The organism is Erwinia sp. STN24 (assembly GCF_041320675.1).
GTDB lineage: Bacteria > Pseudomonadota > Gammaproteobacteria > Enterobacterales > Enterobacteriaceae > Erwinia > Erwinia aeris.
This window is the reverse complement of the sequence record NZ_JBGGPM010000004.1, coordinates 45,973-60,963: the sequence shown is the minus strand read 5'-3', so window position 1 is coordinate 60,963 and position 14,991 is coordinate 45,973. Positions and strand designations below refer to the sequence as shown.

General features: G+C 61.6%; 9 protein-coding genes. All 9 read right to left on the bottom strand.

The window, feature by feature from the left end:
- Nucleotides 1–406: 406 nt before the first annotated feature.
- Nucleotides 407–1,105: an urea ABC transporter ATP-binding subunit UrtE gene (gene urtE, locus ACA373_RS14930; protein WP_370734833.1), complete on the bottom strand. Its 699-nt coding sequence runs from the start codon at nucleotides 1,103–1,105 to the stop codon at nucleotides 407–409.
- A gap of 1 nt (nucleotide 1,106) precedes the next feature.
- Nucleotides 1,107–1,898 carry an urea ABC transporter ATP-binding protein UrtD gene (gene urtD / locus ACA373_RS14925; protein WP_301730190.1) on the bottom strand — a complete coding sequence of 264 codons (792 nt, stop codon included), beginning with the start codon at nucleotides 1,896–1,898 and terminating at the stop codon, nucleotides 1,107–1,109.
- Nucleotides 1,891–2,967: an urea ABC transporter permease subunit UrtC gene (gene urtC, locus ACA373_RS14920; protein WP_253455415.1), complete on the bottom strand. Its 1,077-nt coding sequence runs from the start codon at nucleotides 2,965–2,967 to the stop codon at nucleotides 1,891–1,893. The genes urtD and urtC overlap by 8 nt, the downstream gene beginning before the upstream one ends.
- Nucleotides 2,967–4,529 carry an urea ABC transporter permease subunit UrtB gene (urtB, locus tag ACA373_RS14915; protein ID WP_370734740.1) on the bottom strand — a complete coding sequence of 521 codons (1,563 nt, stop codon included), beginning with the start codon at nucleotides 4,527–4,529 and terminating at the stop codon, nucleotides 2,967–2,969. Before urtB ends, urtC begins: the two co-directional genes overlap by 1 nt.
- A 61-nt stretch (nucleotides 4,530–4,590) precedes the next feature.
- Nucleotides 4,591–5,859 (bottom strand): urea ABC transporter substrate-binding protein, encoded by a 1,269-nt coding sequence (gene urtA / locus ACA373_RS14910; protein WP_370734739.1) that lies wholly within the window; start codon nucleotides 5,857–5,859, stop codon nucleotides 4,591–4,593.
- Nucleotides 5,860–5,869: 10 nt separating this feature from the next.
- Nucleotides 5,870–6,568: a GntR family transcriptional regulator gene (locus tag ACA373_RS14905; protein WP_370734738.1), complete on the bottom strand. Its 699-nt coding sequence runs from the start codon at nucleotides 6,566–6,568 to the stop codon at nucleotides 5,870–5,872.
- A gap of 11 nt (nucleotides 6,569–6,579) precedes the next feature.
- Nucleotides 6,580–10,194: an urea carboxylase gene (gene uca, locus ACA373_RS14900; protein ID WP_370734737.1), complete on the bottom strand. Its 3,615-nt coding sequence runs from the start codon at nucleotides 10,192–10,194 to the stop codon at nucleotides 6,580–6,582.
- Nucleotides 10,187–11,983, bottom strand: a complete 1,797-nt coding sequence (gene atzF, locus ACA373_RS14895; protein ID WP_370734736.1) for an allophanate hydrolase — start codon at nucleotides 11,981–11,983, stop codon at nucleotides 10,187–10,189. The genes uca and atzF overlap by 8 nt, the downstream gene beginning before the upstream one ends.
- A 216-nt stretch (nucleotides 11,984–12,199) precedes the next feature.
- Nucleotides 12,200–14,896, bottom strand: coding sequence for a cation transporting ATPase C-terminal domain-containing protein (locus ACA373_RS14890; RefSeq protein ID WP_370734735.1), 2,697 nt, complete (start codon nucleotides 14,894–14,896; stop codon nucleotides 12,200–12,202).
- Nucleotides 14,897–14,991: the final 95 nt, after the last annotated feature.

Genomic DNA, 14,991 nt, shown 5'->3' with positions numbered 1-14,991 from the left:
GGTGGTTAAGTATATAAAGTTTACGAAAAGAAGATATGAAAAATTGGAGGAAACGTTATGAGTAAATTAACCTTAATTAATATACCGTTAATTTTTTATGGGGTAAAAATAATTAGTGTTTGATAAACAGTTAAATAAGGAGAAATAGAGATATTGGTCTTTTTTAGAGACGGTGGTACAGCGCTATTTAAAAAAAGGTTTTACAGGATTGAACAGGCATGTGGTTATTGGGATGGCAATGTATTTTAGGGATGGGTGTATATTTATCGCTGCGAATAATGTTTAAAGTTAATTGTGCGAAAACTCCGAGAAATATAATTGAGATGGCAATATATTAATCGATAAATATTAAGTCCTGTCGGGAAATAAACAACGCCTGCGGCCTTTTTCAGCGCAGGCGTCGCCATTAAATAGCCACCAGCCCGCGTACGCCGTCCGCTTCCATGGTTTCACCCCGGCCGCGCCGCACAATTTCACCGCGCGACATCACCAGATAGCTGTCGGCAAGCTCGGCGGCAAAATCGTAAAACTGCTCCACCAGCAGGATGGCCATATCGCCGCGCTGCGCCAGTTGGCGGATCACCGCGCCAATCTCCTTAATGACCGAAGGCTGGATGCCTTCCGTCGGCTCGTCCAGGATCAGCAGTTGCGGACTGGCGGCCAGCGCGCGGCCAATGGCTAACTGCTGCTGCTGGCCGCCGGAAAGATCGCCGCCGCGCCGCAGCCGCATTTCCCGCAGCACCGGAAAAAGCTGATAAATCTCTTCCGGCACCCGTTTTGCCTGCGAGCCGGAAAAGCGCGACAGCCCCATCAGCAGGTTCTCTTCCACCGTCAGGCGCGGGAAAATCTCCCGTCCCTGCGGCACATAGGCCATCCCGGCCTGCACGCGCTGATGCGGTCTGCGGCCGTTGATGCGCTGCTCTTGCCAGCTGATGACGCCCGATTTGGCCGGCAGCAGGCCCATCAGACACTTCAGCAGCGTGGTTTTCCCCACGCCGTTGCGCCCCAGCAGGCAGGTGATTTCGCCCGGACGTACCTCAAAAGAGAGGCCGCGTAAAATATGGCTGCCGCCATAATATTGATTCAGATCGGTGACTTTCAGCATCTCAGCGCCCCAGATAAACGTCGATAACCTGCTCATTCGCCTGCACCTCGCGCAGCGAGCCTTCCGCCAGCACCTGACCCTGATGCAGCACCGTTACGCGGTCGGCTATTGCTTCCACAAAGCCCATATCGTGCTCCACCACCATCAGCGAATGGCGGCCAGCCAGATCCTTAAACAGCCCGGCGGTGTACTCCGTTTCCGCATCGGTCATGCCCGCCGCGGGCTCGTCCAGCAGCAGCAGATGCGGATCCTGCACCAGCAGCATGCCAATCTCCAGAAACTGCTTTTGCCCATGCGAGAGCAGGCCCGCCGGACGCCCGCGCTCCGCGCCCAGCCGCAGCAGCTTCAGGACATCGTCAATACGATCCTGCTGCTCGCCGTTGAGTTTGCCGCGCAGGCAGGCCCACACCGATTTGTCGCCTTTGAGCGCGATTTCCAGATTTTCAAATACGGAAAGCGCCGCAAACACCGTGGGCTTCTGGAATTTACGGCCAATGCCCTGCCGCGCAATCTCTACCGGCGACAGCATCGTCAGGTCGGTGGTCTGATCGTAAAATACTCGCCCGCTGGTAGGGCGCGTTTTGCCGGTGATCACGTCCATCAGGGTGGTTTTTCCGGCGCCGTTCGGGCCAATAATGCAGCGCAGCTCGCCCACGCCAATCTGTAGCGACAGGTCGGTCAGCGCCTTAAAGCCGTCGAAAGCCACCGTAATATTTTCCAGCTGTAAGACCGGGTCGGTTTGTCCGCGATAGCGATCCGCAGGGTGCGGCTGGGTAAAAAGCGGTTCAGTCATGCTTCCTCCGGCGAAGCAGGCCAATCACGCCGTGCGGCAGAAACAGCGTGACCAGGATAAACATCAGCCCCAGAAAAAAGAGCCAGTATTCGGGAAAGGCGACGGTAAACCAGCTCTTAGCGCCGTTGACGATGCCCGCGCCGAGCAGCGGGCCGATCAGCGTGCCCCGGCCGCCGAGCGCCACCCAGATAGCCGCCTCGATAGAGTTGGTCGGCGACATTTCACCCGGATTGATAATGCCGACCTGCGGCACGTAGAGCGCGCCTGCCAGCCCGCACAGCACGGCGGAAAGCGTCCAGACAAACAGCTTAAAGCCCTGCGGATGGTAGCCGCAAAATATCAGGCGGTTTTCCGCATCGCGCACCGCCGTCAGCACGCGGCCAAATTTGCTGCGCGCCAGCGCAAAGCCGATAGCGAGCGTGGCCAGCAGCAGCAGCACCGTAACGATAAACAGGGCGATGCGGGTACCGGTCGCCGTGACCGGAAAGCCGAGCAGGGTAGTGAAGCCGGTAAAGCCGTTGTTGCCGCCAAAGCCGGTTTCGTTGCGGAAAAACAGCAGCATCCCGGCCCAGGTCAGCGCCTGGGTCATAATCGAAAAGTAGACGCCTTTGATTTTCGAGCGAAAGGTAAACCAGCCGAAGATCAGCGCCAGCAGGCCCGGCACCAGCACGATCAGGCAGAGCGCCCAGGCAAAGTGCTGCGTGCCCGCCCAGAACCACGGCATTTTCTGCCAGGAGAGAAAGGTCATAAAGGCGGGCAGGCTGTCGCCCGAGGCCTGGCGCATCAGGTACATGCCCATCGCATAGCCGCCGAGCGCAAAGAACAGCCCGTGGCCGAGCGACAGCAGTCCGGCATAGCCCCAGACCAGATCCAGCGCCACGGCGACGATCGCATAGCAAAGAATTTTGCCGATCAGCGTCAGCGTCCAGGTAGAGATTGCCAGCGGATTGTCCGCCGGCAGCAGCGCGAGAAAAGGCAGGATCAGCAGCGCCGCCGTCACCAGCAGACCGGCGACGACGCTCAGGCGCGGCGCTTTTCGCGTCAGAGTCAGCGTAATAGGTTGCGTCATCAGTCAGTCACCCTTCCTTTGATGGCGAACAGGCCCTGCGGCCGCTTCTGGATAAACAGCACGATCAGCGCCAGCAGCAGGATTTTCCCCAGCACCGCGCCGATTTGCGGCTCCAGGATTTTGTTGAGGATGCCTAAACCGAACGCGGCCAGCACCGTGCCCGCCAGCTGGCCGACGCCGCCGGTCACCACCACCAGGAAAGAGTCGATAATGTAGCTCTGGCCCAGCTCCGGCCCGACGTTGCCCAGCTGCGACAGCGCCACGCCGCCCAGCCCCGCAATGCCGGAACCCAGCCCGAACGCCAGCATATCCACGCGTCCGGTCGGTACGCCGCAGCAGTCGGCCATGGCGCGGTTCTGCGTCACCGCCCGCACGTTCAGCCCAAGACGGGTTTTGTTCAGCAGCAGCCAGGTCAGGATCAGCACAAAGATCACAAACAAAATCACCGCGATACGGTTGTAAGGCAGCACCAGCCCCGGCAAAGCCTGCCAGCCGCCGGACAGCCACGGCGGATTAGCGACCTCCAGGTTTTGCGTGCCGAACAGCACGCGCACCAGCTGGATCAGCATCAGGCTGATGCCCCAGGTCGCCAGCAGCGTCTCCAGCGGACGGCCATAAAGATGGCGCACGATGGTGCGCTCCAGCGCCATGCCGATGGCGGCGGTGACGAAAAAGGCCACCGGCAGCGCCAGCAGCGGATAGAAAGCGAGCCACTCCGGGGCGTAGCGCTGAAACAGCGTCTGCACCAGCCAGGTGGCGTAGGCGCCCAGCATCAGCATTTCGCCGTGGGCCATATTGATAACGCCCAGCAGGCCATAGGTGATCGCCAGGCCCAGCGCCGCCAGCAGCAGCACCGATCCCAGCGACAGGCCGGAGAATGCCTGGCCGAGCAGCTCGCCCAGCCGCAGACGTTGTTGGATCTGCTTCAGGCTGTCGGCAGCGGCGGCGCGCACCTGCGCATCCGGCTCGTTTTGCGCCAGGCGCGTCAGCGCGGCCTGGGTTTGCGGGTCGCTGGTTTCGCCCAGCAGCTTTACGGCCTTCAGGCGTATCTGAGGATCGGCGTCGGCAAGCTGTAATCCGGCCACGGCCTGAGCCAGCACGGCGCGTACGTCGTCGTCCTGTTCTGCGGCCAGGCGCCCGGTCAGCAGCGGCAGCTGATCGGCCTGCGCTTCGTTTTGCAGCTCGCGCGCGGCGGCCAGGCGCGTGGCGGCGCTGTCGCTGACCAGCTGATGGGCGGCCAGCGTGGTGGCGACCAGCACGCGCAGCCGGTTGTTCATAAAGAGTTTTTTGGTGCTGCCCTCGGGCGGCGCATCGCCATCAAGCGGCGTCAGCCTGCCGTCAACGAGGCTGAACGGCCGTTTGCTGGCGTCCAGCACCACGTTTTCCTGATGCAGCGCGGTCAGCAGCGCAAGACGCGAGGCGTCCGGCTGGGCTGCCCACTGCTGAAGCAGCGCGACCTGGCCCGGACGGCTGGCGGCGGCGAAATCCGAGGCCGGCCCGGCAAAGGCGGCGGGCAGCAGGCACAGCGTAATAAAGAGCGTTAGCAGTTGACGTAGAATCATCGCGATGCCCATTCAGTGAAAAAAAGATGACCGGGCGGCGACTGCCATCCCGGCCACGAGGTTACTGCGCTGTTTTTACCGGCCGATCGGACTTTTTATCGTTGCCGGGAAGATAAGGGCTCCACGGCTGCGCGCGCACCGGCTTGTCGGTCTGCCACACCACGTTGAACTGGCCGTTCTCTTCAATCTCGCCAATCATCACCGGCTTGTGCAGATGGTGGTTGGTGGCATCCATGGTCAGCGTAAAGCCGTCCGGCGCGTTAAAGGTTTGATTCGCCATCGCTTCCCGCACCTTGTCCACATCGGTGGTTCCCGCTTTCTCGACCGCCTGCGCCCACATATGAATACCTACGTAGGTGGCCTCCATCGGATCGTTGGTGACGGCGGTCGCGGCGTTCGGCAGATTGTGCGCTTTGGCGTAAGCGCGATAGTCCGCGACAAACTTTTTATTGACCGGATTGTCCACCGACTGGAAGTAGTTCCAGGCGGCCAGGTTGCCGACCAGCGGTTTGGTATCAATGCCGCGCAGCTCCTCTTCGCCAACCGAGAACGCCACTACCGGCACGTCGGTGGCTTTAATGCCCTGATTCGCCAGCTCTTTATAGAAAGGCACGTTAGAGTCGCCGTTGATGGTGGAGATCACCGCCGTTTTTCCGCCCGCAGAGAACTTTTTAATGTTGGCGACGATGGTCTGGTAATCGCTGTAGCCAAACGGCGTATAGACCTCCTCTATATCGCTGTCCTTCACGCCCTTGACGTGCAGGAAAGCGCGCAGGATTTTATTGGTGGTGCGGGGATAGACATAGTCGGTGCCGAGCAGGAAAAAGCGTTTCGCGCCGCCGCCGTCTTCGCTCATCAGATACTCCACCGCCGGGATCGCCTGCTGGTTCGGCGCCGCGCCGGTGTAGAAGACGTTCGGCGACATCTCTTCGCCCTCGTACTGCACCGGATAAAACAGCAGGCCGTTCAGCTCTTCAAATACCGGCAGCACCGACTTGCGGGAAACGGAGGTCCAGCAGCCGAAGACCACGGCGGCTTTGTCCTGCGACAGCAGCTGGCGTGCTTTTTCGGCAAACAGCGGCCAGTTGGACGCCGGATCGACCACCACCGGCTGGAGCTTTTTACCCAGCACGCCGCCTTTGGCATTGATTTCGTCGATGGTCATCAGCGCCACGTCCTTCAGCGGCGTTTCGGAAATCGCCATTGTGCCGGACAGCGACGAGAGGATGCCGACTTTGATCGTCTCCGCCGCCTGCGCGCTCCATGCCGCGCCCATCGCGATGACCGAAGCCGAAAGCACAAAAGCTTTTAATAACGAACGTCTTTTCATCCGGTGAACCTCAAGAGTTAAGTGGATCGGGTAAAGTTCTGGCCTGCTGCAACCGATGCAGCGTTATTTTTCTGACCTCGGCCTTGCTGACGGCAATATGCGCCGTCAGGATGCGCCGGGCCGCTTCGCTTTGCTGCTGAAGTACCGCCAGCAAAATCTGTGCGTGTTCCTGATAAGTCGCGGCAATCCTGTCCTCACGGGTAAAATCGAGGCGGCGGATAATGCGGATTTTCTCGGTCAGCTCGGCATGGATAGCGGCCATTTCGCCGTTGCCCGCCGCCGCCACTATCGCCATATGAAACGCTTCGTCATGCAGCGACACCGCTTTACCGTCGGCCAGCTGCGGCGCCTCCAGCCAGAAGCGCCGCAGCGCGGCCAGCCGCTCGCCGGTCTGCGCCAGCGGCATCGCGCACAGGCGCTTAACGGCTTCGCACTCCAGCACGATGCGCAGATCGTACAGCTCCTCAAAACGGATAAAGTCGAACTCGCATACCTGCCAGCCGCTGCGGAATTCGACCTCGACATAGCCTTCGCGCGCCAGCCGAAACAGCGCCTGGCGCACCGGCGTGCGGCTCACCGCCATCCGTCCGGCGATCTCGTTTTCGCTGAAGCGATCGCCGGGCATCAGGCGGAAATCGAAAATATCGTTTTTCAGCGTCTGATAGATTTTGTCCGCCAGCGGCAGGGGACGAGGCTTTGGTGTCTGCATCGCGCCGCGCCTTATTCCAGCCACAGCAGCGCGTCACCCGGCCTGACCGGCCGACCCGGCTGGCAGCCGATACGCCTGACGCGGCCCGCCTGCGGCGCGTTGACGGTCAGCTCCATCTTCATCGCCTCCACCACGATCAGCGGCTGGCCGACCACCACTTCGTCGCCCGGCTGCACCAGCACTTTCCAGATATTGCCGTTGAGATCGGCACTGACCAGCAGGCCATCCTCCTCTTCCTGCGGCAGCAGCGTCTCCTCGCTGGTCAGCGGCGCGCCTTCCTCTTCCTGCGCCCACAGCGCGACCTCGGTTTCGAAGGCGCTGGCCTGGCGCTGGCGGAAATCGGCGATATCGGCGGCGTTTTCCTGTAAAAAGCGCGTATGTTCGGCAAAATCAAAGAAGGTTTCTTCGATGGCGATGCGGCCCCGGCCTTCGCGGAAGTCTTCCCGCAGCCTGTCCAGCTCCGTCTCGCTGACCGGATAGAAACGCACCTGGTCGAAGAAGCGCAGCAGCCAGGGTTCATTCGCCGCAAACTGGTCGTTTTTCAGGAATTTGTTCCAGATCGGCAGCGTACGGCCCACCAGCTGATAGCCGCCGGGGGAATCCATGCCGTAGATGCACATATACATGCCGCCGATGCCGACGGTGCCTTCGGCGGTAAAAGTGCGGGCCGGGTTATATTTGGAGCTGAGCAGGCGATGACGCGGATCCACCGGCACGGCGCAGGGCGCGCCCAGATAGACATCGCCCAGCCCCAGGATCAGGTAGCTGGCGTCGAACAGCGTCTGGCGCACCGCCTCGCGCGTCGGTAGCCCGTTGATGCGTTGAATAAAATCAACGTTGTTCGGCAGCCACGGCGCGCTGGCGCGCACCGTTTCTTTGTAGCGTTCGACGGCGCCCAGCGTGGCGCTGTCCTCAAAGGCCAGCGGCAGATGCACGATGCGGGAAGGCACCCGCAGCTGGCTGACGTCGCCCAGCTCTTTCTCCACGCGCAGCAGCAGCGCCAGCAGCTGTTTCTGGCTGAGGATGCGGCTGTCGTAGCGGATTTGCAGCGAGCGCACGCCCGGCGACAGCTCCTCCATGCCCGGCTGGCCGGTTTCGCGCAGGGCAATCATCAGCAGATGAACTCGCAGCCGCAGCGCCAGATCCAGCACGTTGTCGCCATATTCCAGCAGAATATAGTTATCGCCCGCCTGCCGATAAACGGCGGCTGGCGTGCTGGTTGTGGCTTCAAGCGCGGCCAGGATAGTGCCCGAACCGTGCGCGGTTTCCGCCAGCGACGGCACGGCAAAGGCGGGCGTGGTTATGTTATGTAGCGTGTTAATCCGCGCCTCCTGCGCTTTCTCCAGCGCCAGCGCCTCGTCAAAACTAATCGGATGGAAACGGATGCGGTCGCCCGGCTTGACCTGACCGACTTTCCACAGCTCCGCTTTCGCAATGGTCACCGGGCAGACGAAGCCGCCGAGGCTTGGCCCATCGCGCGTCAGGATCACCGGAAAGTCGCCGGTAAAATTCACCGCGCCGATAGCGTATTCACAGTCGTGCACGTTAGAAGGATGCAGGCCCGCTTCGCCGCCGTTGGGGCGCGCCCAGTCCGGTTTTGGCCCAGCCAGCCGCACGCCAAGCCGGTTGGAGTTGTAGTGAACCTGCCACGACTGCGCGAAGAACTCATCAATGGATCGCTGGGTAAAAAAGTCCGGCGCGCCGTGCGGGCCATAGAGCACGCCGATGCGCCATTCGTCGCCGTAGGTGGGGATCAGCGCGGCGTCAACGGCCTGCGGCTCGCCGACCGGCGCTGGCGTGGTACAGGCGGCAAGCTGCGGCTGCGAAACGGGCAGCATATCAGCCACGCGCAGCGTGCGTCCGGCATGGCCGCCAAACTGGCCAAGGGCAAAGGTCGAACGGCTGCCGAGATAGTCCGGCACGTCAAAACCGTTGCGTACCGCCAGGTAGGTGCGGCAGCCCGTCTGCGCGCGGCCCAGCGTCAGCGTCTGTCCGGCTTTGACCGTCACCGGCTGCCAGTAGCCAACCGGCGCGTCGTCCAGCGTCGCCGGGCAATCCGCGCCGGTTAAGGCGATCACGGCGTCGGTGTGGAAGCGCAGCGTCGGGCCTTGCAGGGTAAACTCCAGGCCCGCCGCTTCTTCTGCGTTGCCAACGATGCGGTTCGCCAGCCGAAAAGCGAAGTCGTCCATCGGGCCGGACGGCGGCACGCCGATGTCCCAGTAGCCGGGACGGCCAGGGTAATCCTGAATGCTGCTCCAGGTGCCGGGTTGGATCACTTCAATGACGTGGGCCACAGGCGTAAAGCTGTCCAGCTGGCGCGTCCACACCTGGCCGCTGCGGAACTCGTCGGTGGCGATAACCTGACGCAGATAGTCGAGATTGGTGGCGATGCCGTGCAGCCGCGTTTCATTCAGCGCCTCGCGCATTTTTGCCAGCGCCGCCTCGCGGTTTTCCGCGTGAACGATCAGCTTGGCAATCATCGGATCGTAAAAGGCGGAAACTTCTGAACCCGTCGTCACGCCGCTGTCCACGCGCACCCCTTCCGGAAAGCAGACGTCCGTCAGCACGCCCGGACTGGGCTGAAAGTTTTTCACCGGATCTTCGGCATAGAGCCGCACTTCAATCGCCGCGCCCTGCGGCGCCTGCGCCATACGCGCCCAGTCCGGCTCCACGCCCGCCGCCACCTGCAACATGCACTCGACCAGATCCAGCCCGGTTACGCATTCAGTGACCGGATGTTCGACCTGTAAACGGGTATTCACTTCCAGAAAGAAGAATTCGTCGCGCTGCGCGTCGTAGATATATTCCACCGTGCCCGCGCTGCGATAGTTGACGCGCTCGCCCAGCCGGACAGCAGATTCCAACAGGGCGCGACGCGTTGCTTCCGGCAGATTGGGCGCGGGCGTCTCTTCCACCACTTTCTGATTACGGCGCTGTAGCGAGCAGTCGCGTTCGCCCAGGGCGACGACTTTGCCTTTGCCGTCGCCAAAAATCTGTACTTCCACGTGGCGCGCACGATCGATGCAGCGTTCCAGAAAGACGCCCGCATCGCTGAAGAACTGCTCGCCCAGGCGGCGGACGCTTTCCCAGGCGTCGCGTAGCGCCTGTGCGTCGCCGCAGCGGGTTAAGCCGATGCCGCCGCCGCCCGCAGTACTTTTCAGCATCACCGGATAGCCGATGGCGTCCGCGGCGGTTAAGGCTTCCGCCAGCGAGTTCAGCAGCGGCGTGCCCGGCGTCATCGGCACGCCAGCCTCGGCGGCCAGCTCGCGGGCGCGGTGCTTGAGGCCGAATTCGCCGATTTGCTGCGCCGTGGGGCCGACGAAAACGATGTTCGCAGCTTCACAGGCCGCCGCAAACGGCAGGCTTTCGGAAAGAAAACCGTAGCCGGGCCAGATCGCCTGGGCGCCGCTCTGCTGCGCCGCTGCCAGGATCCTGTCGATACGCAGATAGCTGTCGGCGGCTTTTTCGCCGCCCAGCGCGATGGCGATATCCGCCTCTTTGACATGCTGCGCGTTTTTATCCGCGTCGGAATAGACCGCCACGCCGGTAATGCCCAGCTTTTTCAGCGTGCGCAGGGCGCGGCAGGCGATTTCGCCCCGGTTGGCGACAAGAACGGTATTAAACATGGGAAGCCTCCTTGCGCGCCAGCCAGTTGCGCCAGCCGCCAAACTCGGTGATGTCCCGGGCGTCGGCCAGCGCCGCCGGTTCGCAAATAAAGCCTTTTACCTGACGACCATCCTCCAGCGTCAGCGTGCCGATGCCGAGCGGCGCAGGGATTTCCGCTACGAATTCGCCAAAGCGCGCCAACGGAATGTCCCACAGCTCGACGGTAATGGCTTTGCCGCCGGTCGCTTTCGCCAGCCCCGGCTTGGGCGGCTGGGTGTTGGCCAACGCATAAAGGCGATAGGCGTCGGCGGTGCGGGTTTCTTCCACCAGCACCGCATTGCGGCGGGTTAACTGATGATTCAACGGCATTCCGGTCAGGTGCGCGCCAACGACCGCGACACGAACGTGGTGTGGCGAAGCGGGCAAAGCGGACGGCGCGGCGCAGGCTTTTCCGGTCGCGCCCAGGTCGAGCGCCAGGCTCTGCTGCCAGCGCTGTCCAAAGGTCGCCAGCGCGCGATCGTGCCACGCGGGCGCAATCAGCGTGATCCCGGCGGGCAGCCCGTCCTCACGGAATGGCCCTGGCAGGGCGAGCGCCGAGAGATCGGCCAGGTTAGTAAAGTTGGTATAGGTGCCAAACTGCGAGTTATAGCGCACCGGCTCCTGCCGCATCTCTTCCAGCGTGTGGATGGTCGGCGACGTTGGCACCACCAGCGCGTCAAACTGGGCAAGCGTCTGCTGGATCTGACGGCTCAGCTCCGCGCGCAGGTATTCCGCCTGATAAGCGTCAACCGCGCTGTAGTGCTGGCCGCTGGCGATAATGCCGTACACGGTCGCATCCATCTGTTCCGGATGGTGCAGTATCTCGCCGACGGCCGCGGTACGTTCGGCTACCCAGGGCCCCGAGTAAAGCTGTTCGGCCAGCTGGTGAAACGGCGCAAAATCGACAGGATGCAGCGTGGCGCCGCACGCCTGCAGCGCGGCCAGCGCTTTTTCCCAGGCGGCTTCGGCCTGTGCATCGTCAAAAAAGGTGGGATGAGAAGGAACAGCCAGGCGCGGCGCGGCAGGCAGGGCGGCGGGCGCCAGCGCCGGATTGTCGCGTGAATAGGCGTCGCTGGCGTCATAGCCGCCCGCACAGGTCGCGACCTGGAAAGCATCTTCCACCGTCAGCGCAAACACGGAAAGCGTATCGTTCAGGCGGCAGGCTGGCAGCACGCCGGTGGCCGACAGCCAGCCTTTGGTCGGCTTCAGGCCGACGATATTGTTAAAGCCGGCCGGGACGCGCCCTGAGCCAGCGGTATCGGTGCCCAGCGCGAAGCAGACCAGGCCACGAGCCGTCACGGAAGCCGAACCGGAGCTGGAGCCGCCGCTGACGTAATCCGCATTAAAGCTGTTTTTCACCGCGCCATAGGGCGACCGCGTGCCGACCAGGCCGGTAGCGAACTGATCGAGATTGGTTTTGCCGATGACCACGGCGCCCGCCGCCTTCAGCCTGGCGACCGCAACGGCATCGGTTGCGGCTTCGTGAGCGAAAGCAGGGCAGGCGGCGGTGGTCGGCCAGCCCGCCACGTCGATATTGTCTTTCACCGCAAAGGGCACGCCGAACAGCGGCAGCGACTGCGGATCCTTCTGCCAGGCCGCCAGCAGCGGTTCCGTCTGCGCCCGCAGCTGAGAAGGAGTGGCAAGATAAAGCCAGGCGTTATCTTCCAGGCTCAGCTCCGCCAGCACAGAGGAAAGGGTAGCGAACAGGTCCTGCGGCTGCTGCTGATGGTAACGCCGCCAGTCATTCAGGGTAAAACCGGTGAAAGCCATAGGTTGAATTCCATCTGGTATACAAGATGGAATAAACAGAGCAAAAGCCGTGCCATACGGATAACTTGCTGATTATTAACTATTTAAATAAATAATCAGGCGAGGGTGCACGTTATTTGGGCAGCGAATGAACAAAAAAGGGGCGATAAGGAAGCCGGCCGTGCGGGAACGTACAGCACCAGGGGCCGCAGCGAGCGGCGCCCAGGCCGTGCGCTATTATTCTGCCGGATGCCACTGTTTGATGGCGGACTGCTGTCGGCGCCGCGTCAGCATTTTTTCCAGCTCGAATACGGCAAACAGCAGCGCGCCGACGGCCAGCGTAAGCAGCCGGATTTCCTGCGGCAGCGGCACGGTGGCAAACAGGCTTTGCATCACCGGCAGGCCGAACAGAGCCAGCTGCAACAGCGCGAGCAGAGCGCTCGCCAGCCAGAAACCATAATCTTTCAGCAGGCCGGTATTGAGCGAAGATCGCGCCGGTTCGCGGCAGTTCAGCAGCCAGACCCACTGCGCCACGATCAGCGTTTGCAGCAGCACGGCGTGAATAAATTTTGGTTCGTAGCCGCGTGATTGCAGCCACAGCTCGGTTACGAAAGCGCTCAGCATAATGGTTACGCCTGTAAAGCCGAGGTGCCAGAACCGGCAGCCTTGTGCCGACCGGCTCGCTTCGCGCGGCCGGAAACAGACAGGCGTGGACGCTGTTTTTCCGCTGATAAGGCTAACGGCAAGCGTGACCGACGCCGCGACATTTATCCATAAAACCTGAAGAGGCGCGATCGGAATAAATTTTCCTGCCAGCAGGGCAGCGATAAACAGCAGCGTCTGCGCCAGGCAGATTGGCAGCATAAAGCGTCCCGCTTTTTTCAGGCCGTCACGAAGGCGCTGGCCTTCCTGTACGGCGCTGATAAGCGCGGCGAAATGATTATCGGGCAGCACGAGATCGGCGATCGCTTTTGTCGCGCTGCCGTTTGCAGCCTGTGTCGCTATTCCGACATCGGCCTGTTTGAGCGCGGGGATATCCTGAGCGCCGTTGCCGGTGATGCCGACCACTTCGCCCTGGCTTTGCAGCGCGGCGACCAGCCGTTGCCTGTGCGCGGGCGTCATGCCCACAAAGATGTCATAGCGATCCACCACCCGGGCCAGCTCAATATCGCTCATTCGCTCCAGCTGGCGGCCGGTCAACTCGCTATGGCTGCCGCCAATGCCTGTCATTCGACCAATGGCCAGCGCCGTTGCCACAGGGTCGTCGGCCAGCATTTTTACCCGGATCCCGGCACGCTGGCAGTCGGCAATCGCTCTGGCTGCTTCAGGACGCGGTGGATCTATCATGGCCGCTATGCCGCAGAAAACCAGGCCGTTTTGCAAATCGTCGTGGCAAAGCGCGGCCTGGGTTTTATCGGCCGGACGACAGGCGCTGGCAATAAGGTGCAGGCCTTCTGCAGCGTGGTGCGCTATTTGCTGCTGCCACCAGGCAACATCCAGCGCTTCCAGACCCTGTCCGGTCTGCTGGAAGTCGCATATCCGCAGCAGCGCTTCCGGCTCGCCGAGCGCCAGAATATAGCTTTCGCCGTCAACCAGATGGCGCGTTGCCTGATACTTTCTGAGCTCATCAAACGGCAGCTTATCCAGCAGCAGCGCCGCCCGTTCAGGCAGGTGCGCTTTGGCAGCCGCCATCTTAAGCGCGGCCTGCGTCGGCTCGCCGGTGATGCGCCAGTTTTTTCCCTCATCTTTTAGCAGCGTGCTGTCGCTGCACAGATCCATATTTCTTAGCAGGTCGCGGAGCCGGGCGTGTACGGCTGGCGCTATGACGCTACAGTCTTTGTCCTGTAAAAAGCGGCCTGTCGGCTGGTAGCCGTTGCCCTCTACGCGGATCGTTTCTTCGTGCAGGATCAGCGCCCTGACCGTCATTTCGTTCATCGTCAGCGAGTGGGTTTTATCGCAGCAGACGACGCTCAGCGCGCCCAGCGTTTCCGCCGTGGAGAGATGGCGGACGGCAATATTCATTTTCCTCAGGCGCCATATGCTCAACGCCAGCGCCAGCACGATAATCATCGGCAGCCCTGCCGGCACGGCGGCAACCGCCAGACCGGCCAGCGTCTGCATCAGTCCCTGCATCGGCAGGCTGTGCCGCAGCAGCGCATAGAAGAACAGAAAAGCGATCAGCGTGACCATCAGCAGCCAGAAGCCGTTGCCGAGCCTGTCGAACGATCTTAGCTGCGGCGTCCGGCGCGGTCTGACAGAGCACAGGGCTGCCTCGATGCGGCCCAGCTGCGTTTTTGCTCCGGTGGCTACCGCAATACCGGTGGCGCAGCCTGAAACCAGCGTGGAGCCGCAAAAAAGCATATTGCTGCGGGCTTCCGCAGGCCGTTCGCCTTCGGTCGCGGCCGTTTGTTTGGCAACGGCGGTCGCTTCTCCCGTTAACATGCTTTCATCCACCCGCAGATTCTGCGCCTCGATCAGGCGAAGATCGGCAGGGACTTTATCGCCCGCGCCCAGCATAATGATGTCGCCCGGCACCAGGCTGCGGGTATCCACCTGCAGAATATTACCGTCGCGCCTGACGCTTGCGCGATCGGGAAAGCCGTCTGCAAGATTTGGCGAGCTTTGCGCGGCGTTTTGCTGTAGCCAGTTAGCCAGCAGGTTAAGCAGGATAACGACAAGGATGGCGCCGGTATCCAGCCAATGTTCGGTAACGGCGGTTAACACCGAAGCCAACAGCAGAACGCAGATTGGCGCGGTCAGCAGGCGCATCAGCGGGCACCGACGCCTGCGCGGCGGCAGCGTATTGGGGCCGAGGCCGACCAGACGTTTCTGCGCCTCTTCTGCGGAAAGCCCCGATTCATGACTCTGCATTCTTTTTATTACGCCAGCCGCATCATAACGATACCAGGCAGGCGGCGATTTTAATTTTTGCATCACAGGTAATCCTTGCGGGAAATGGATAACAGAACCCGCTACCAACGTCATAACATCAGTGAGTCAGATGGCTGTTCTCCGCCAGACAGGCTAAA